This is a genomic window from Streptosporangium sp. NPDC002524 (assembly GCF_040295985.1).
Taxonomy (GTDB): Bacteria; Actinomycetota; Actinomycetes; order Streptosporangiales; family Streptosporangiaceae; genus Streptosporangium.
Window position 1 is genome coordinate 22,843 of record NZ_JBEOWK010000032.1, and the last position, 18,555, is coordinate 41,397.

At 71.4% G+C, this 18,555-nt stretch carries 14 protein-coding genes and 1 pseudogene; 8 read left to right on the forward strand and 7 right to left on the reverse strand.

From position 1 onward, the window contains the following. Nucleotides 1-137 precede the first annotated feature (137 nt). From ABT053_RS37565 to ABT053_RS37580, 4 genes are all read left to right on the forward strand, one after another. On the forward strand, nt 138-794 hold the full coding sequence (locus ABT053_RS37565) for a class I SAM-dependent methyltransferase (RefSeq protein WP_350975852.1): 657 nt from the start codon (nt 138-140) through the stop codon (nt 792-794). A gap of 5 nt (nt 795-799) precedes the next feature. Continuing rightward, nucleotides 800-1,930, forward strand: coding sequence for an endonuclease/exonuclease/phosphatase family protein (locus ABT053_RS37570; protein WP_350975854.1), 1,131 nt, complete (start codon nt 800-802; stop codon nt 1,928-1,930). Between the two features lie 64 nt (nt 1,931-1,994). Beyond that, nucleotides 1,995-3,161 (forward strand): glycosyltransferase family 4 protein, encoded by a 1,167-nt coding sequence (locus tag ABT053_RS37575; protein ID WP_350975856.1) that lies wholly within the window; start codon nt 1,995-1,997, stop codon nt 3,159-3,161. Further along, nucleotides 3,154-4,161, forward strand: coding sequence for a glycosyltransferase family 2 protein (locus ABT053_RS37580; protein ID WP_350975858.1), 1,008 nt, complete (start codon nt 3,154-3,156; stop codon nt 4,159-4,161). The genes ABT053_RS37575 and ABT053_RS37580 overlap by 8 nt, the downstream gene beginning before the upstream one ends. A 122-nt stretch (nt 4,162-4,283) precedes the next feature. Here the strand turns inward: ABT053_RS37580 and ABT053_RS37585 are convergent, their stop codons facing one another. The 7 genes from ABT053_RS37585 to ABT053_RS37615 form a co-directional block, all read right to left on the reverse strand. Beyond that, nucleotides 4,284-5,939 (reverse strand): penicillin-binding transpeptidase domain-containing protein, encoded by a 1,656-nt coding sequence (locus ABT053_RS37585; protein WP_350975860.1) that lies wholly within the window; start codon nt 5,937-5,939, stop codon nt 4,284-4,286. 233 nt (nt 5,940-6,172) lie between these two features. Beyond that, nucleotides 6,173-6,991, reverse strand: a complete 819-nt coding sequence (locus tag ABT053_RS37590; protein WP_350975862.1) for a PIG-L family deacetylase — start codon at nt 6,989-6,991, stop codon at nt 6,173-6,175. 262 nt (nt 6,992-7,253) lie between these two features. Beyond that, nucleotides 7,254-8,537, reverse strand: a complete 1,284-nt coding sequence (locus ABT053_RS37595) for a Gfo/Idh/MocA family protein (protein ID WP_350975863.1) — start codon at nt 8,535-8,537, stop codon at nt 7,254-7,256. Between the two features lie 85 nt (nt 8,538-8,622). Further along, on the reverse strand, nt 8,623-9,888 hold the full coding sequence (locus ABT053_RS37600; protein WP_350975865.1) for an ABC transporter substrate-binding protein: 1,266 nt from the start codon (nt 9,886-9,888) through the stop codon (nt 8,623-8,625). A 36-nt stretch (nt 9,889-9,924) separates the two neighbouring features. Beyond that, the gene (locus ABT053_RS37605) at nt 9,925-10,785 is read right to left on the reverse strand and encodes a carbohydrate ABC transporter permease (RefSeq protein WP_350975867.1); all 861 of its coding nucleotides are present in this window, start codon (nt 10,783-10,785) and stop codon (nt 9,925-9,927) included. Then, nucleotides 10,769-11,749 (reverse strand): carbohydrate ABC transporter permease, encoded by a 981-nt coding sequence (locus ABT053_RS37610; protein ID WP_350975869.1) that lies wholly within the window; start codon nt 11,747-11,749, stop codon nt 10,769-10,771. The genes ABT053_RS37605 and ABT053_RS37610 overlap by 17 nt, the downstream gene beginning before the upstream one ends. Before the next feature lie 726 nt (nt 11,750-12,475). Further along, nucleotides 12,476-13,453 carry a LacI family DNA-binding transcriptional regulator gene (locus tag ABT053_RS37615; RefSeq protein ID WP_350975871.1) on the reverse strand — a complete coding sequence of 326 codons (978 nt, stop codon included), beginning with the start codon at nt 13,451-13,453 and terminating at the stop codon, nt 12,476-12,478. 147 nt (nt 13,454-13,600) lie between these two features. Here ABT053_RS37615 and ABT053_RS37620 point away from each other — a divergent pair, with 147 nt between their 5' ends. From ABT053_RS37620 to ABT053_RS37635, 4 genes and pseudogenes are all read left to right on the forward strand, one after another. Continuing rightward, complete coding sequence (locus tag ABT053_RS37620) at nt 13,601-14,488, forward strand: NAD-dependent epimerase/dehydratase family protein (protein ID WP_350975872.1); 888 nt, start codon at nt 13,601-13,603, stop codon at nt 14,486-14,488. Further along, nucleotides 14,463-15,377 (forward strand): annotated as a pseudogene (locus tag ABT053_RS37625) (5-dehydro-4-deoxyglucarate dehydratase); the annotation flags it as partial. The gene ABT053_RS37620 and the pseudogene ABT053_RS37625, both read left to right, overlap by 26 nt. Next, nucleotides 15,374-16,417 (forward strand): mandelate racemase/muconate lactonizing enzyme family protein, encoded by a 1,044-nt coding sequence (locus tag ABT053_RS37630; protein WP_350975874.1) that lies wholly within the window; start codon nt 15,374-15,376, stop codon nt 16,415-16,417. The pseudogene ABT053_RS37625 and the gene ABT053_RS37630, both read left to right, overlap by 4 nt. Further along, a complete protein-coding gene (locus tag ABT053_RS37635; RefSeq protein WP_350975876.1) occupies nt 16,414-18,462 on the forward strand; it encodes a DUF6807 family protein in 2,049 nt (682 codons plus the stop codon). The genes ABT053_RS37630 and ABT053_RS37635 overlap by 4 nt, the downstream gene beginning before the upstream one ends. Nucleotides 18,463-18,555: the final 93 nt, after the last annotated feature.

Genomic DNA, 18,555 nt, shown 5'->3' on the forward strand with positions numbered 1-18,555 from the left:
GATCACCGTTGGTCATGATTCGGGGGTCGCCGCGACGCGGCCGGGACGCCCTTCCGGTCCCGGACGCCGCGGCCCCCGCGATGACCGTCGGCGACCACGCCCCGGCGGCTCACGACGCTGGAAAAGGAGCCTCACCGATGATCGGAGTTCCCTCGCGCCCGCTCAAGCTGCTCCCCGAGTCCGCGCTGCTGCGTTCGAGCCCGGTGGACCACCCCGACTGGAACTACCGGCCGCTGCTCGGGACCATCCAGCGGCTGCGCTTCCAGATCGTGCTGGAGATCCTGGGCGACAGGCACTACGACCGGCTGCTGGAGATCGGCTACGGCAGCGGCGTGTTCATGCCCGAGCTCGCCGGACGCTGCGACGAGATCTACGGGATCGACCCCAACTCCAAACCACGCGAGGTGGCCGAGAACCTCGCCCTGCACGGTGTCAAGGCCGACCTGACCCGGACGGGCGCCGAATCCCTGCCGTACGAGGACGGACACTTCGACTGCGTGGTGGCGGTGAGCTCGCTGGAGTTCGTACCGGACATCGAGGCCGCCTGCCGGGAGATACGGCGCGTGCTGCGCCCGGGGGGCACCCTCGCGGTCGTCACCCCGGGGGACACGCCCCTGTGGGACCTCGCGCTGCGGGTGGCGACGCGGGAGAGCCCGAGCATCTTCGCGGACCGGCGCCAGAGGCTCCAGCCGGCTCTGCGCTCGCACTTCAGGCTCGCCCGCGAGGTCAGGATCCCCCGCCTCGCCTGGAAGGCGGTGCGGCTGTACACGGGCCTGCACCTGCGGACGGACTGACCGGCGTGGAGACGTCCGCCGAGGCCCCGGCCGGGGCCGGAACGGACGAGGTTCCCGCCGGAGCCACGGCCGGGGCGGGTACGGAGGCGGGGAGCGCGGGCCGTTCCCGGGCCCGCTGGTGCCTGGGCACCCGGCTGCTGGTGGCCGGCACCGCGGCCTGGGCGGTCTTCGTGGCCGCTCACGTGTTGCTCACCGGCCGCTGGTGGTTCTGGCTCGTCGTCGAGTCGATGCCGCCGGTGACGCTGGTCGTCGTCCCGCTGCTGCTGCTCGCCGTCACCCCCCTGGCCCGTCCGGTGCGCCGCCGGCTGTCCGTCGTCCTGCTGGCCCTGCTGCTGCTGGGCGCGCAGCTCGCCGGTGTCAGCCCGCTCGGCCTGGCGCAGGGGGACGGGCCGCCCGGCGGCGCCCTGAAGGTCTTCTCCTGGAGCACCGACGTCTGGGAGATGAGCGACGACCCCGTGAGGTTCTACGACTACCTGCGCGCCCAGCGGGCCGACGTCTACCTGCTGCAGGAGTATCTGCACTGGGGGGACGGGCCGCTGCGGGTCGACGACCTGGCGCGGGTCCGCGCGGCCTTCCCCGGCTACCACATCGCCACCGAGGGCGAGCTGATCACCATCTCCCGGCTGCCGATCGTCGCGACGTACCCGAGGAGGACCTCGCCGACCGGCACCGACTGGTACTGGCGGGGGAACAAGGCCCTCCGCGTCGACGTGCGGTCCGGCACCCGCGTGCTGTCCCTGTACAACGTGCACCTGCCGGTGCCGATCAGGACCGAGCGCAGCCCGCTGACGGCGGGTTTCTACGAGTTCGTCCGCGACCAGTACCAGCGCAGGCGGGGCGAGTTCGCGGCGCTCCGCGCCGACCTGGCGCGCAACCCGAACCCGGCGGTGGTCGCCGGGGACTTCAACTCCGCCTGGATGAACCTGATCCCGCCCGGCGAGGGCCTGCGGCGCCTCGATCCCGAGGGCTCGGCGCTCCCGCTGACCTGGCCGACGTCCGCCTTCGCCATCCCCCTGCCCCGGCTGTGGCGGCTGGACTGGGTCTTCACCACCGAGGAGGTCAGGGTGCCCCGGTACCGCCTCGTGCCCAGCATCTCCGACCACCTCGCCCAGGAACTGTACGTGTCACTGAACTGACGAACTCACGAACTCACGAGCTGACGAAACCGACGAACTCACGAACTGACGAAAAGGAGCCTCGATGCGGACAGCCGATCGGTTCGACGTCACGGTCGCACTGGACTACTACGCCCCCTACGTCAGCGGGCTCACCGAGTCGGCCCGGATGATCGCCGAAGGACTCGCGGCCCGGGGCTGGCGGATCGCCGTGGCCTGCGCCGGGCACCGTCGCGAGCTGAGGCGGTACGAGCGGATCAACGGCGTCCACGTGTTCCGCGCGCCGGTCCTCGCCTCCGTCAGGAAGGGCGTGCTCAGCCCCGGCCTGCCCCTGCTGGCGTCCCGGCTGGCCGCCCGCTCGTCGCTGCTCCACCTGCACGTGCCGATGCCGGAGGCCGCCGCGGTGGCCTGGTTGTCGCGTTCGGTGCCGACGGTGACGACCCACCACATCGACGCCTTCCTGCCGCCCGGCCTGGTGAACGCGTTCGGGATGCGCGCGGCCGACAGCTCGGCGGGCGTCGCGCTGCGGCGCTCCGACCTCGTGGTGGTCAACAGCCACGACCAGGCGAGGGGGTCGAGGCTCTGGCCGATCCTGAGGCGGCGCGCGGTCCGCGACATCCCCGCCCCGTGCGCCGACCGCAGCGGGGGCGACCCCGCCTACCGGGACGGGAACGGGCTGCACGTGGGGTTCATGGGCCGCGTCGCCGAGGAGAAGGGCATCGAGTATCTCCTGCGCGCGTTCCTGGCGATCGACGACCCGAAGGCCCGGCTGCTCATCGCCGGCGACTACCAGGGCGTCGCGGGCGGCAGCAACATCGACCGGCTGCGCGCGGAGGCCCGCGACGACCCGCGGATCCGGTTCCTCGGCATGCTGCGGGACCGGCAGATCAACGACTTCTACGCCTCCATCGACGTGTTCGCCCTGCCCTCGATCGCGGAGTCGTTCGGCATCGTCCAGGTCGAGGCGATGATGGCCGGGGTGCCCTCGGTCACCACCGACCTGCCCGGGGGCCGGTATCCGGTCCTCGCCTCCGGTTTCGGCAGGGTCGTCCCCCCGCGCGACCCCGAGGCGCTGCGCCTCGCCCTCCTGGAGACGGCGGACATGCCGGCGTCGCGGCGCGCGGAGGGCAGCGCGAGGACGATCGAACTGTTCGGCGGGGAGTCGTATCTCGACGCCTACGAGGAGGCGTTCCTGTCGCTGACCTCGGGCCACCCCACCCAGCCAAGAAAGGCGAGGAACTCCAATGCCTGACACCGCCCCCCGCGTCTCGGTCGTCATCCCCAACTACAACTACGAGAAGACACTGGGCAAATGCCTGGAGTCGGTCTTCGCGCAGACCATGCGGCCGTACGAGGTCATCGTCTCCGACGACGCCAGCACCGACGGCTCGCGCGAGGTCGCGGCGCGGTTCCCCTGTCGGGTGGTCAGCGCGCCGCACAACAGGGGAGTGTCCGCGGCGCGCAACGCCGGGGTGGCGGCGAGCACGGGCGACATCTTGTTCTTCGTCGACTCGGACGCGGCGCTCGCCCCGGACGCGATCGAGAACGCGGTCCGGCTGCTGGAGGAGAACGAGCGGTACGGGTGCGTCCACGGCATCTTCGCGCCGGAACCGCTGATCGACGACGGGCCGGTGGAGTGGTACCGGACGCTCCACACCTACTACGGGCGCGTCCGCAACCTCGGTCCCACCGTGACGGCCCACTTCGTCGCCGCCGCGATGCCCAGGCACGTCTTCGACGAGATCGGCCCCTTCGACGAGAACCTCCGGGACATGGAGGACATCGAGTACAGCGACCGTCTCTCGGAGAAGTACGAGATCCTGCTCACCGACCAGGTGGTGATGTACCACGACGAGGCGGACCGGCTGCTGCCCCTCCTGCGCGAGCAGTACCGGCGCGCGCAGCTGCTGGTCCCGTTCGCGGCGGCACACCGCAGCCGTCCCGGCACGCTGTGGCTCAACAGCCGCACCGGCGTGATGGCCGCCGCGTTCACCATGGCCACGCTGCCCGCCCCGCTGCTGTCGCGCAGGCTGGCGGCGCTGCCGCTGGCGGGTCTCGCGGTCTTCTCCGCCGCCGACCCGAAACTCTCCCGCTTCGTCCTGAAGCAGCGGGGGGCGGGGTTCCTCGGCTACTTCACCGCGATCCACTTCGCGGTCAACGCCTCGATCGTCGCGGGGGCCGGGGTCGGCGCGCTCCGCTCGTTCGCCAACCGGGGATTCGGACGCCCCTCGAAACGGACCGGCTCGGTGTGAACCCCCTCGGCACGAACCGATACGAAGCGGACTGACACCAAGCGAACCGGCTTTGACGCGCCCCGCCGGAGACAGGCCGGGCGGCACGGACGATCTGAGCGTGCCCGGAACCCCGGGCACGCTCAGAGGGCGTTCAGGAACCTCGCGGCGATCGGCGCCGCGACCTTGCCCCCGGCGCCGCCGTGCCGGACGAACACCGCGAAGGCCAGGGAACCCCGGTAGCCGATGAACCAGGCGTGGTCCCCGGCGCCCTCGACCTCGGCGGTGCCGGTCTTGCCGGCGGTGTCCGGCGGGAGCCCGGCCTGCGCGGCCGTCCCCTGGGTGACCACGGCGCCCATCATCGTCCGCAGGCCCGCGGCCACCCCCTCGTCCAGCGGCACCGGGGCCGGCGAGTCCGCGGGAGGCGCTTCGGTGAGGATCGCGGGCTTCCAGACGCCGCTCGCGACCGCGGCGGCGACCTCGGCCATGCACAGCGGGCTGGCCTGCACCGAGTTCTGGCCGATGGCGTCGGACCCCAGCTGGTCCGGGCTCCCGTACGGCTGGATCCGGCAGGCGCTCAGCCCCGGCTTCTCCCGGAAGCCGAACCGGTCGGCCGCCTCGGCGCGCAGCCGGTCGTCGCGCAGCCGCTCGTACGTCTGCTGGGCGAAGGTGGTGTTGCAGGAGAGCGCGAAGGCCGTGGTGAGGGCCACGCTCCCGTGGTCGACGCCGTCGGAGTCGCTGAAGCTCCTGCCGTTCGGGATGGTGTAGGCGGCCGGGCAGGGGACCGGCGACTCCGGGGTGAGACCGGCGCGGAGCAGCGCGGCGGCGGTCACGACCTTGAACGTCGAACCGGGCGGGTAGAGGCCGCCGAACGCCTGCTTGCCGCCCAGCGTGTCCGCCACCGCGCGCACCTGGGCCGTCTGGACGTCCACGGCCACGATCGCGGCGGACTGCTCGACACCGTCCAGGGCGCGGGCCGCGGCGGCCTGCACGGGCTGGGAGATCGTGGTCCTCGCCCCCGACTCGGGCGAGGGCTCTGAGGCGAGCAGCACCTTGCCGGAGGGACTCTCCTCCAGTTTCAGTTCGACCGCCGTGTTGCTCAGCCCGTCGAAGTAGTGGCCCGCCCTGCTGTCGCGGGGGAACGGCTCCCCCTCGCGGGTCAGCGTGGCCGGGCGCCGGACCTCGGTCTCCCTCAGCCGCAGGCTCCCGCCGTCCTTGAGCGAGGGGTGCATCGTCTCCGGGCTCCAGCGCACCTTCCACACCCCGAACCGCAGCTCCAGGCGCAGCACGGAGTCGAACGGCCAGTCGCCCAGCCCGTTGATCCTCCGCACCCCGCTGAACAGCATCTCGGCCTGCTCCTCGCCGTGGACGCGCAGCTCACCGGGGGTGAGGGAGAGCGACGCGACCCGCAGGTCGGCGTCGAACCCGCGGTGCCGGACGCCGAAGTCCACCGGCGGGTCGACGACCATGCCCGTCATGCCGGTGAAGTCGCCGTTCTGCCAGGCGGTCAGGTAGTTCGCCGCGGTCGCCCCGGGGCCGCCCTGCGGGGTCGGCGTGACCGGGATCAGCGTGACGAGGTTCGGCGCCGGTGAGACGGGGACCGGGCTGGGCGTGTTCCCGGCCCTCGTCACCGGCGCGTCGGCCTCGGGGGTCTCCGCGTCGTCGGCGTCGCCGGCCGGCGTGGGACGCGGCGACGGCGAGGCCACCACCGCCCCCGGCGCGGCCACCACCCCGTACACGCCGAAGACGAGGATCGCGGTCGCGGAGAAGATCAGCGCGACGAGCCGTCGATCACGCATACCGTTTACTCCCCCGGGTTTGCAGAGTTGCATACCAGAGAAAAGATCGTAAAGGTGATGAGAAGCGATTAACCAGGTTTTTCCGGACTTCGGTATGACACCGTAGCCCTCGGCGGGCCCGACCGCGACGGCGCCCCGCCCCCTGGAGACCGTCCGCCCCGCGATCCGCCCCCCGGACGCCCCCTGGGCGCGTCCTCCCGGTGCGGGCCGTCGTCCTGGTGGGAGCCCGCTTCCTAGCGGAGGCCGTCGAAGAGGTCGTCCTCGCGGTCGGCCGCGGCGGGAACGCGGTTGATGTGGCGGACGAAGGTCTCTTGCTCGAACACCCGGTGCTGGACCTCGGCGGGCATGCGCAGGAAGAAGATGCTGTCCCCCTGGCTCGCGTGCGCCTTCAGCGCCTTGAGCTTGCGCTCCACCTGGGCGGACACGTCGACCACGGCGGTGATCCGCTCCTCGGGGACGCCGAAGTCGTCGGAGGGCTCGAAGTCGTCCGGGGCCTCACCGGTCGAGCGGAGGTACTCGAACATCTCGGCCATCCGCTCGCGGGACGCGGCCGTGTAGTAGAGCTTGCCGGGGATCCCGCTCGCCTCGGCCGCCGCCACCGCGACCCGGTGAGCCTGGATGTGGTCGGGGTGGCCGTAGCCGCCGTTCTCGTCGTAGGTCACGACGACCTGCGGGCGGTAGTGCTCCATCAGCGCGACGAGCCGGCCGACGGCCTCCTCGAAGGCGACGTTGGCGAAGGACTCCGGCGCCTCGTTGGCGGCCCAGCCGACCATGCCCGAGTCGCGGTAGCCGAGCAGCTCCACGTGGGAGATCCCCAGGTGGGCCGCCGACTCGCGGAGCTCCTCCAGCCGCAGCGCGCTCACCGCCACCTCGTCGTGGCCGGGCTCCCCGGGCTTCACCCCGCCGGGGCCGTCGCCCTGCTCGCCGTTCGTGCAGGTGACCAGGACGGTACGGACGCCCTCGTCGGCGTACCTGGCGAGGATCCCGCCGGTGCTGATCACCTCGTCGTCGGGATGGGCGTGCACGGCCATCAACGTCAGCTTTTCATCCATGGATTTCGACCCGTTTTCCGAAAAAAGCCCTGCGGACCGGCCCACTCTACGGTGGCCGCCGGAGCACCGGGGCCGGGGGGACCTCCTCACCGGGCAGGCCTGGTCGGGGAAGACCGGGGTTCCACCGGACGCCGGGAGCCGGATCCCGGATGCCAGGAGCCAGGAGTCGGCTCGCCCGCCGGGGGCCGTCGTCCCGCGGGAGGACGGCGGAGGATCGGCCCGCGTACCGGATGCTGTCGGCCCTCGCGAGGACGACGGAGGGTCAGCTCGCGTACCGGGTGCCGTCGTCCTCCAGGAGCACGGGGGTGCCGCTCGCGGCGGACCGGTTGGCCGAGACCCCGACCATCACGCTGGCCACGCCCGCGCGGTGCCCGGCCTGGCGGCCCAGCGGGTCCTCGCCCGCCCCGCGGAAGACGTCGTCCAGCATGAGGGCGTCGCCGCCGCCGTGGCCGCCCGCCCCCGAGGAGATGGCGATCTCCTCGGGCTCCCGCCAGTGCCGTCGCAGGACGAGCCGCTCGAAGGCGCCGGTGGCGTGCGCCTTGTCGGCGGCGGTCGGGTCGACCGCGGCCCGCGGCGGGGTCCAGGCGCGTTCGACGACCTCCAGCTCCAGCCGTCCCTCGGTGCCGTTCATCGCCACCCGGTAGCCCTCGAAGGGGCCGTGGGCGTTGAGGGAGTAGGTGAGCGCCGCCCCCCGGGAGTAGCCGACGAGGACGGCCATGTTGTCCTCGATGGTCACGCCGTCGTCGAACACGTCCTGGTCGCGGATGTAGCCGTCCTCGTGCTCGGCGTCCAGATAGAGGCGCTTGAGCCTGGGATCGGCGGAGATGTCGAGGAGGTAGGGGTCGGTGCCGAGCTCCGGCGCGCCGTGGGCGCGTCCCGGCCGGTCGCGCAGACCCCGGGCGCGGGCGTTCTCGGCCCCGTAGAACCGCAGCGCGGAAAGGGCGTGGACGGAGCGGGCGGTGTCGCCCAGCCACCAGTTGACCAGGTCGAAGTGGTGGGTGGACTTGTGCACCAGCAGGCCGCCGGAGTTGGCCTTGTCGCGGTGCCAGCGGCGGAAGTAGTCGGCTCCGTGGATGGTGTCCAGCACCCACTCGAAGTGCACGGAGGTGACGTCGCCGATCGCCCCGTCGGCGACCAGCCGGCGTACGGCGCTGTTGCGCGGCGAGTAGCGGTAGTTGAAGGTGACGACGAGCCGGCCGGTGCTCCGCTCGGCGGCCTCGGTGATGGCCGCGCAGTCCTCGGCGGTGGTGCACAGCGGCTTCTCCACGATGACGTCCTTGCCCGCCTCCAGCGCGGCGACGACGTAGCGGGCGTGGGTGGCGTCGACGGTGGCGACCACGACGGCGTCCGCGAGCCGGAGCATCTCGCCGAACTCGTGCGGCGCGAAGCACGGGACCTCGTGCCCGATCCGGTCGAGGTAGTAGCCGATCCGGGTCCGGTTGACGTCGCAGAGGGCGACGATCTCACCGGTGTCGCCCCACCCGCCGAGCAGCGCGTCGATGTACAGCTGTACCCGGTGACCGAGCCCGACGAAGGCGTATCGCATCAAGCACTCCATGAGAGGAACGGTGGAGTGCCGTACGGCTCGGCGCGAGCCGTACGGCACGTCGGCGGATCCTGCCTGCCGCCGGCTACTTGGTGATGGCGGCGTTCGCCTCGGTGAGGAAGGCCTTCGCCGCCTCGTCGGCGGAGGTCTTGTTGAACAGCACCGAGTCGGTGGCGCGCTTGAGGATGTCCTCCATCTCCATGGCGCCCTTCGGCGGGATCGAGATCGGGCTCAGCTCGCTCCTGATCGAGTCGATGAAGGCCAGCACCTTCTGGTCGGTCGGGGTGAGCTTGTCCTTGATGGCGGTGACGACCTTGGCGTTGGTCGGCAGGCCGCGGTCGCTGAGCAGGATGGCCCCGGCCTCGGGGTCGTTGACGAGGAAGTCGACGAACTTCTGGGCGGCCTCGGCCCGCTCGGTCTTCGACGAGATCGTGTAGTACATCGCCGGCTGCAGGAACATCCCTGCGGTGGTCGCGCCCTCGGCCTTCGGCATCCGCAGCAGGTCGAGCTCCTGGCCGGAGCCCTTGCTCAGCGCGGTGAGCTGGTTGCTCCACCAGCTGCCGAACGCGCTGGCGTTCGTGGCGAGCAGGGCCTGGTCGACCTTGGTCCCGGTCTCCAGCATCAGGGCGGCGTCCGGGCCGGCCTTGGTGGTGATGATCTTCTGCAGGAGGGCCCACCAGTCCTTGATGGTCTGCTCCGACAGGCCGATCTTGCCGTCCTTGTAGAACTGCTCACCGCGCTGGGCGGCGAACAGCTGCAGGAAGGCGGGGTTCTCGTTGTACTCGGTGCCCCAGACCTTGCCGTCGCCCTTCTCGGTCACCTGCTGGGCGATCGAGATGTACTCGTCCCAGGTCCAGGTCGTGTCGTCGGGGACCTTCTGGCCCGCCTTCTCGATCGCCGCCTTGTTGACGATCATCGGGAAGGTGTTGACGCCGGTCGGGATGGCGTACTGCTTGCCGTCGACCTGGCCGGCCTTGAGCACGTCCTGGTCGAGGTCGGTGGTGTTCACCTTGCCGTTGAGGTCGGCGAGGGTGGCGCGGCCGGAGTACTCGGCGAGGCCGCGGATCTCGATGGACATGACGTCCGGGGCGTCGCCGGCCGCGGTCTTGGTGGCCAGCTTCTCGTAGTAGCTGTCCCAGTCGGAGAAGTCGCCTTCGACGTCGATCGTCGGGTTCTTCTTCTCGAACGCGGCGATCGCCGTCTCCGTCAGCTTCTGCCGGGCGTCGCTGCCCCAGTACGAGAAGACGACCTTCGTCTTCCCGCTGGCTTCGCCGCCGCCGTCGTCGCTGCCACACGCGGTGGCCGACACGGCGATCAGTGTTATGGCGGTGGCCGCCAGGATGCGCTTCATCGAGATACCTCCGGGGGGATGGGGGATGAGGAGGGGTTATTTGAGACCGGTGGTCGCCATGCCGCGGACGAGATACTTCTGGCCCGCGAGGAAGAAGCCGAAGATCGGGCCGAGGGAGATGATCGACATCGCGAACAGCGGGCCCCAGGAGGACTCGCCGCTGGAGTCCATGAACTGCCGGAGCGCGACGGGAACGGTGAGGTTGTCGGAGTTGGTCAGGTAGAGGTTCTGGGTGAAGAAGTCGTTCCACGTCCAGATGAAGGTGAAGATCGCGGTGGTCGCCAGCGCCGGGACGCACAAAGGCATGATCACCCGGATGAACGTGCGCCAGTAGCCCGCGCCGTCGATCGCCGCCGCCTCGTCCAGCTCCCGGGGGAGGGTGCGGATGAACTGCACCATCAGGAAGATGAAGAACGCGTCGGTCGCGAGGAACTTCGGCGCGACGATCGGCCAGATCGTGTTGATCCAGTCGATCTTGGCGAACACGATGTACTGCGGGACGACCGTGACGTGGTGCGGCAGCATGATCGAGCCGAGCATGATCGCGAACCACATCTTCTTCAGCGGGAACTCCAGCCGGGCGAAGGCGTAGGCGGCGAGCGAGCAGGCGACCAGGTTGCCGAGCACCGCGAGCGCGGTGAGGACCGCCGAGTTCCACAGGTAGTAGCCGAAGGAGTGCTTGAGGGCGTCCCAGCCCTCGGTGTAGTTCGCCGTCGTCACCGCGGTCGGCATCAGCCCCGGCTCCCGGAAGATCAGCTCCTCGGGCTTGAACGAGCTGGAGACCATCCAGAGCAGCGGGTAGAGCATGAACAGCCCCGCGCCGATGAGGAGCACGTGCCTGAGCAGGCGCGGAGCGGGCCGGAACAGGACCGGCACGCGCTTACTTGTCGTCGCCATAGAAAACCCAGAATCGAGACATGAGGAAGTTGACACCGGTCAGCGCGGCGATGATGAGCAGCAGCACCCAGGCCATTCCGGCCGCGTAACCCATTTCGTAGTTCTTGAAGCCCTTGATGTAGAGGTAGAGCGTGTAGAAGAGGGTCGAGTCGACCGGCCCGCCGTTGCCGCCGCTCACGATGAACGACTGGGTGAAGGACTGGAACGACTTGATCACCTCCAGCACCAGGTTGAAGAAGATGATCGGGGTGAGCAGCGGCAGGGTGATCGAGCGGAAGTTGCGCCACCTGCCGGCGCCGTCGACCGAGGCCGCCTCGTACAGGCTCTGCGGGATCTGGCGCAGGCCCGCCAGGAAGATGACCATCGGGGCGCCGAACGTCCAGATGTGCAGGACGATCAGCGTCCACAGCGCGGTGTCGGGGCTGGTCACCCAGCCCTGCCCCTCGTAGCCGAACAGGCCGAGGAACGAGTTGACGATGCCGTCGGTCCCGAAGATCTTCCGCCAGAGGATCGAGATCGCCACGCTGCCGCCGAGCAGCGACGGCAGGTAGAAGATCGAGCGGTAGAACGGCAGGCCGCGCAGGCCCTTGTCCAGCACGAGCGCCAGCGCGAGGGCGAAGGCCAGCTGCAGCGGGACGGACACCAGCACGTAGGTCGTCGTCACCTGCAGCGACGCCATGAACCGGTCGTCCTGGACGAACATCTTCTCGTAGTTGTCGAACCCGACCCACTTGGCCTCGGTCAGCAGGCTGTAGTCGGTGAACGACAGGTAGAGCGAGGCGATCATCGGGCCGAGTGTGATCGCGAACAGGCCGATGAACCAAGGGGCCAGGAACAGGTAGGCCGCCCGCGCCTGCGATCGGCTGCGTTGGCTTTTGAGACGCCCTGGTTGGGGGGCGCCCGCCTTCTCCGGGGGCGCGACCGGCACCTCGGTCGTCCCCGCCGGTGCGGGACTCAGCGTCATCACTGGCCCTTCGGGGAGTTGTGAATGGGATGCGCTTTTCCTATAGCTTCACAAACTAAGACGTCAACCCTTTGCAGTGAGCTAGCTCACGAATCGTAACCTTCGGTTTTATCGTTATCGCAGGTCAGAAGGGTTATGCCCTGTCAGGGGCCGGATGGAAAAATCTCGCCCGAACCCGAGTTAGTACAACCGATTGCAGCTGCAGACAGTGATCGTTCTCCGGCGCGACGAGCGGGAAACGCCTGGTGGCCGCCCTCGGGGCGAGGCACCCGCGCGAGGCGCGCCGCTCCCGCGAACGCCCCTCGATGCGCGCGGGACATCAGGGCGTCGCGGGGCGCCGAGACCTCCCCGGGAGACCGGAACTCTCACGGGACGGGAGAGTTCCGGTCTCCGCCAAGGCCGTCACGTTCACGAGAAAGCACGGGAACGCGAGGACCCGGGAGCACGGGAACCCAGGAGCACGGAAACCTAGAGGCACGGGAACCCAGGAGCGCGGGGATCCGCCCGCGCCGCCGGGACGGAGCCCGGCCCGGCGGGTCCGGGGAGGCCCAGGCGGGGGCCTCCCGGCGTACGGGGGCCTCCCGGCCGTCTCGGACCATCCGCTCGCACCCTCCTGCGCGGCCGCAGCAGAGGTTCGGCGTCCGCCGCGACTTCGGCCGGGACGCGTCCCCCAGGTGAACCGGTGGATCCCGGAAGACTCAGATGAACCGGTGCACCCCGAAAAACTCAGGTGGCGCCGCGGTCTCCGGAAGTCCTGGGTGGCGCCGTGGACTCGCGGACCACCAGGTGGGTCTCCAGGACGGTCGCGGCGCTCATCGACTGGATGAGCAGGTCGACCGCCATCCGGCCCGCGTCGCCCGCGGGCATCGCGACCGTGGTGAGCTTGGGGCGGTGCAGCCGTCCGGTGATGCTGTCGTCGAAGCCGATCACGCTGACGTCGCCCGGCACGTCGACGCCGAGGACCTCCAGCCCCTCGATGAGGCCGATGGCGACGAGGTCGTTGTAGGCGAGCACCCCGGTCACCCCCGCCTCGGCGACCCTGGGCGCGGCGGCGATCCCGCCCTCCTCGGTGGGTGAGTTGGGGCCGATGACGACCGTGTCGAGCCCGGGGATCTCCGAGACGGCTTTGCGGATCTCGGCGCTGGTCCACGACCCCGCGGGGCCCGCGACCAGGGCGACGCGCCGGTGGCCGAGCTCCACGAGGTGCTCCATGGCGGCGCGGGCGCCGTTCGCGACGTCCATCACGACCGTGGTCAGCCCGCGGATGCGCCGGTTGACCAGCACGAACGAGACCTGCTCGGAGAGCTTCTCCAGGGCCTTGTTGGACAGTCGCGGGCTGCACAGCACGATGCCGTCGACCTGTTTGGAGAAGGCCAGGACGAGGTTCTCCTCCTCGACGGGGTCCTCGCCGGTGTCGGCCACGAACAGGTGGTAGTCCTGGCGGCGCGCGGCGGCCTGCGCGGCCTTGATCAGCGGGGGGAAGAACGGGTTGGCCAGATCGGCGACGATGAGCCCGATGTTGTTGGTGCGGCCCGTCTTGAGCGAGCGGGCCGCCCGGTTGGGCCGGTAGTCGAGCTGCTCGGCCGCCGCCAGCACCCGGGTCCGGGTCTCGGCGTTCACCAGATGGGGCGCCGAGAAGGTCCGGGAAACCGTCGACACATGGACACCCGATGCCTGGGCGACGTCCCGGATGGTCACTGACATGCCGCACACCTTAACGCAATCGTTTGCAGGTCGGTCAACCAGAATGAGACCGGTTGCCGGTGATTGACCCCGCTCACTTGACGTATTGTCTCGCCGGACGCGATTGTTTACTGCAACTGATTGCAGTCTTCTAAAGGAGTCCACACGGTGAGCAGAGTGCTCGTCACCGGCAGCGCGGGCCGGCTCGGCCGCAGCGTGGTCACCTCGCTCGCGGCGGCCGGACACGAGGTGATCGGCGTGGACAGCGCGCCGGGCACCCCCCGCGAGGCCGCCTCCTCCCTTCCGGCGGACCTCACCGACCTGGGTGAGGCCCACGCGGTGATCGCGCGGTACCGGCCGGAGGCGGTGGTCCACCTGGCGGCCATCGCGGTGCCGTTCAGCCGTTCCGAGCCCACCACGTTCCGTGTCAACACCCAGCTCGCCTTCAACGTCTGCGCGGCCTCGGTCGCCCTCGGCGTGGAGAAGCTCATCGTGGCGAGCAGTCCCACGGTGATCGGGTACGGCGCGCCGGGCGGCTGGACCCCCGCCTACCTGCCCCTCGACGAGGACCACCCGACGGAGCCCTGGAACGCCTACAACCTCTCGAAGGTCGTGGCCGAGGAGACCATGCGGACGTTCGCCAGGACCACCGAGACCACCCGGATGGCCGCGGTCCGCCCCTGCTTCGTCGTCGCGCCCGAGGAGTGGGAGGGCGCGCCCACCCAGTCCGGGCACACGATCACCGAGCGGCTGAACCGGCCCGAGATAGGCGGGGTCTCCCTGTTCAACTACCTCGACGCCCGCGACGCCGGGGACTTCGTCGACACGCTGCTCACCAGGCTCCCGCTGCTGGAGACGAACGGCGAGGTCTTCTTCGCGGGCGCCGCCGACGCCCTGGCGCGCGAGCCGCTGGCCGAGCTGCTGCCGGCCGTCATGCCGGAGACGAAGGCGTTCGCCGCCCACCTGACCGGTACCGCCCCCGCCTTCTCCACCGCCAAGGCGGAGCGGTTGCTCGGCTGGACCGCCAAGCGCAGCTGGCGTACCGAACTCTCCTGACAGCCCGAAAGAGAGCCCGACCATGAATCTCGAAGGTGTCCTTTTCTTCCCCGTGACCCCCTTCGGCCCGGACGGCGAGCTCGCGCCCGGCGTGCTGGCCGACCACATCCGGCGGGGACTCGACCACCGGCCCGGCGGCGTGTTCGCCGCCTGCGGGACCGGCGAGTTCACCGCGCTGTCGGAGGCCGAGCACGCCCGGGTCGTCCGGGTGGCGACGGAGACGGTCGCCGGGACCGTCCCGGTGTTCGCCGGTGCGGGCGGGCCGATCGGCGCGGCGCTCGCCCAGGCGCGGGCCGCCCGCGAGGCGGGCGCCGACGGGCTGCTGCTCATGCCGCCCTACCTCGCCCAGGGACCCGGCTTCCCCGAGTACGTACGGGCGATCGCCGCCGAGCTCCCGGTGATCATCTACCAGCGCGGGCCGATCGCGCTCGAACCGGAGGCGGCGGTCGCGCTGGCCGGGATCCCCGGCGTCATCGGGCTGAAGGACGGCCTCGGCGACATCGATCGGATGCAGCGGATCGTGCTGGCCGTCCGGGAGGCCCACCCGGACTTCCTGTTCTTCAACGGGCTGCCGACCGCCGAGCTGACCCAGCCCGCGTACCGGGCCCTGGGCGTCGGCCTGTACTCCAGCGCGGTGTTCTGCTTCGCGCCCGAGATCGCCAACGCCTACCTGGGCGGCGACGAGCGGCTGCTCACCGAGTTCTACGCGCCGCTGGTGCGGCTGCGCTCCAAGGTGCCGGGCTACGCGGTGTCGCTGGTCAAGGCGGGGGTACGGCTGCGCGGCCTGGACGCCGGCGCGGTCCGGCCGCCGCTGGTCCCGGTCGCCCCCGAGCACGAGGCCGAGCTCGAGGCGCTGATCAAGTCTGGACTCGCCCTGGTAGCGCCATGATCAAGGATTTGGCGGTCACGCTGCGCTCGGTGCCCCTGACCCGTCCCTGGGGCGCGGACGTGCCCTTCAACCACGCGCTGCTCGTCACGGTCACGCTGGACGACGGGCGGCGCGGCACCGGGGCGGCGTGGACGCCGCAGATCGGGGCCCAGGCGATCAAGGCCCTGCTGGAGCACGACGTCCGCGACGCGGTGATCGGCCTGCCGGCGCATCCGGAGCTCGTCTGGGACCGGCTGTCGGCCCACCTCGGCGAGGCCGGGCGGTCCGGGATCGTGCCGATCGCCCTGGCCGGGGTGGATCTCGCGCTGTGGGACCTGCGCTGCGGCGAGCGCCCGCTGGTCGAGGTCCTCGGCGCGCGGCGCGAGAGCGTCCCCGTCTACGGCAGCGGGGTGAACCTCCACTACTCGCTGGAGGAACTCCGGGCGCAGGCCGAACGATGGGTCGCCACCGGATACACCGCGGTCAAGATCAAGGTCGGCCGCCCCTCGCTCGCCGAGGACGTCGAGCGGGTGGCGGCGGTCCGCGAGGTGATCGGCCCCGACCGGCTGCTGATGATCGACGCCAACCAGCGCTGGGACCTGCACCGGGCCAGGACCGCGCTGCGGGCCCTGGAGAGGTACGACCTGTTCTGGATCGAGGAGCCGCTGCCCGCCGACGATCTGGCCGCCCAGGTGGAGCTGCGGCGGAGCGTCGGCGTCCCGGTCGCGGTCGGCGAGAACGTCGCCACCGTCCACGGGTTCCGCGACCTGCTCACCGGGGGCGCCTGCGACGTCGTCCAGCCGAACCTGGTGCGCGTCGGCGGGATCACGCCGTTCCTGCGGATCGCCGGGCTCGCCCGCGCCTTCGGTGTCCCGGTCTACCCGCATCTGCTCACCGAGCTGTCGGGCCAGCTCGCCCTCGCGCTGCACCATCCCGCGATGGTGGAGATGGTGGAGGACGCCGCGCTGACCGACCTCGGGCTGCTCGCCCCGCCCTTCCCCGTGGAGATCGCCGGGCCGGAGCTGCGCGCGACCGGAGCACCGACGAGGTGGGCGCCGTGAAGCCGGTGCGCGTGGTGGTCGCCGGGATCCACGGCCACGGACGGAACCATGTGGAGAACGTCCGGCGGCTCGCCGCGACCGGCCGGGCCGAGCTCGCCGGGGTCTGCGACACCCGCCCGGCGCCCGGCCTCGGCGTGCCGTGGTCGTCGGACCTGCCGTCGCTGATCGCCGAGACGGGGGCGGAGGTCGCGGTGATCGCGACGCCGATCCACACCCACGCCCCGCTCACGGTCGCCGCCCTGCGGGCCGGGGCGCACGTGCTGCTGGAGAAGCCGCCCGCGCCGTCGGTGGAGGAGTTCGAGCGGATCTCCGCCGTCGTGGCCGAGACGGGGCTGGCCTGCCAGGTCGGCTTCCAGTCGCTCGGCTCTGCCGCCGTCCCCGCCGCGGCCGGGATGCTGGGCGAGCCGATCCGCGGCATCGGCGTCGCCGGGACCTGGACGCGCCCGTTCACCTACTACTCGCGCGCCCCCTGGGCCGGGCACCGCCGGCTGGACGGCGTGGACGTCATGGACGGCGCGCTGACCAACCCGTTCGCGCACGCGGTGGCCACCGCGCTCGCCGTCGCCGAGGCCGACGCGGTCTCCTCGGTCGAGGGGATCGAGCTGGAGCTGTACCGGGCCAACGCGATCTCCTCCGACGACACCTCCAGCGCGCGGCTCCGCCTCGCCGACGGAACCGTCATCGCGATCACCGTGAGCCTCTGCGGCGACCGCCGTACCGAGCCCTACCTGCACCTGCACGGCGAGACGCGCTCCGCCCTGCTCTTCTACACCCTGGACGAGATCGAGGTGGACGGCGTCCGCACCGGCTTCGACCGGGTCGACCTCCTCGGCAACCTCCTGGCGCACGTCAGGGAGGGCGAGGAGTTGCTGGTGCCGCTGGAGCGGACCGGCGGCTTCACCCGGCTGCTCGACGAGATCCGGCGCGCGCCCGACCCGCTGTTCGTCGACGGCTCCCGCGTGGAAGCGTCCCGGCTGGTGCTGCCGGGCATCGACGGCCTGGCCGTGCGCGCGGCGGCGGAGCTGAAGACCCTCTCGGAGGTCGGTTTCCCCGGCGGTCTCGGCTCCCGTCCGGCCACCCGGCCGGAGCCGATGCCGCAGACGGCGCCGGAGCCGATGCCGGAGACGGTGCCGCGAGGACCGCGTCACCCCACCGACGTCGCCAACGCCGCCGACGCCTTCGATACCGCTGACGCCTCCGAACCGGGCGGCCCTCCGCCGGCCACCTGGCCGGAGACGGTGCTGCGCGTCGGCTCGCGGGAGGTCGCGACCTACGTCCAGCGGGGCGACCTGCGGGCGACCGACGCACCCCGGCCCCACCTGCATCCGGTCCGTACCCTCGGCGGGACGGTCGTGACCGAGACCCAGCCCGACGACCACGTGCACCATTTCGGCGCGGGCGTGGCGATCGCGGACGTCAACGGGGTCAACTTCTGGGGCGGCTCCACCTACGTGCCCGGCACCGGGCCGAGGATCCTCCCCAACCACGGGCGGCAGCGTCGGCGTTCGCTGCGCCCCGTGGACGGCGGCTTCGCCGAGCGCCTTGACTGGACCGGGCCGGACGGCGCCGTCCTCGCCGCCGAGGAGCGGACCCTCACGGCCCGCGCCCTGCCCGGCGCCTGGGCGCTGGATGTCGCCTTCACCCTGCACAACCGGACCGGCGAGCCGCTGTCGATCCAGAGCTCGGCCTGCAAGGGCCGGACCGGCGCCGGCTACGGCGGGTTCTTCTGGCGCGCGCCCAAGGACTCCCCCGGCCTGGACGTCTTCGCCGCCGGCGCCTCCGGCGAGCGGGCCGTGCACGGGACCCTCTCGCCCTGGCTCGCGCTCACCTCCGACGACTGGAGCCTGCTGTTCGTGCAGACCGTCGGGCTCGACCCGTGGTTCGTCCGCGTCGACGAGTACCCGGGCGTCGGACCGGCCCTGGCCTGGGAGGTGCCGCTGACCGTCCCCGACCGGCTGGACCGCGCGATCACCGTCGTGGTCGCCGACGGGCGGCTCACCACCGGACGCGCCGCCGCCCTCGCCGCGGAGCTCGCCGTCCCCTGAGGACCTCCGCTGTGGGGCGCCCCGGCGGGACGGCGCCCCACAGCGGACCGTGACGGCGGGGAACGCGTCCGGCCGTACGGACTCGCGAACAAC

Coding starts and splice junctions, on each gene's coding strand:
- ABT053_RS37565 (WP_350975852.1), top strand. CDS start 138: ATGATCGGAGTTCCCTCGCGCCCGCTCAAGCTGCTCCCCGAGTCCGCG.
- ABT053_RS37575 (WP_350975856.1), top strand. CDS start 1,995: ATGCGGACAGCCGATCGGTTCGACGTCACGGTCGCACTGGACTACTAC.
- ABT053_RS37580 (WP_350975858.1), top strand. CDS start 3,154: ATGCCTGACACCGCCCCCCGCGTCTCGGTCGTCATCCCCAACTACAAC.
- ABT053_RS37585 (WP_350975860.1), bottom strand. CDS start 5,939: ATGCGTGATCGACGGCTCGTCGCGCTGATCTTCTCCGCGACCGCGATC.
- ABT053_RS37590 (WP_350975862.1), bottom strand. CDS start 6,991: ATGGATGAAAAGCTGACGTTGATGGCCGTGCACGCCCATCCCGACGAC.
- ABT053_RS37595 (WP_350975863.1), bottom strand. CDS start 8,537: ATGCGATACGCCTTCGTCGGGCTCGGTCACCGGGTACAGCTGTACATC.
- ABT053_RS37600 (WP_350975865.1), bottom strand. CDS start 9,888: ATGAAGCGCATCCTGGCGGCCACCGCCATAACACTGATCGCCGTGTCG.
- ABT053_RS37605 (WP_350975867.1), bottom strand. CDS start 10,785: ATGGCGACGACAAGTAAGCGCGTGCCGGTCCTGTTCCGGCCCGCTCCG.
- ABT053_RS37610 (WP_350975869.1), bottom strand. CDS start 11,749: ATGACGCTGAGTCCCGCACCGGCGGGGACGACCGAGGTGCCGGTCGCG.
- ABT053_RS37615 (WP_350975871.1), bottom strand. CDS start 13,453: ATGTCAGTGACCATCCGGGACGTCGCCCAGGCATCGGGTGTCCATGTG.
- ABT053_RS37630 (WP_350975874.1), top strand. CDS start 15,374: ATGATCAAGGATTTGGCGGTCACGCTGCGCTCGGTGCCCCTGACCCGT.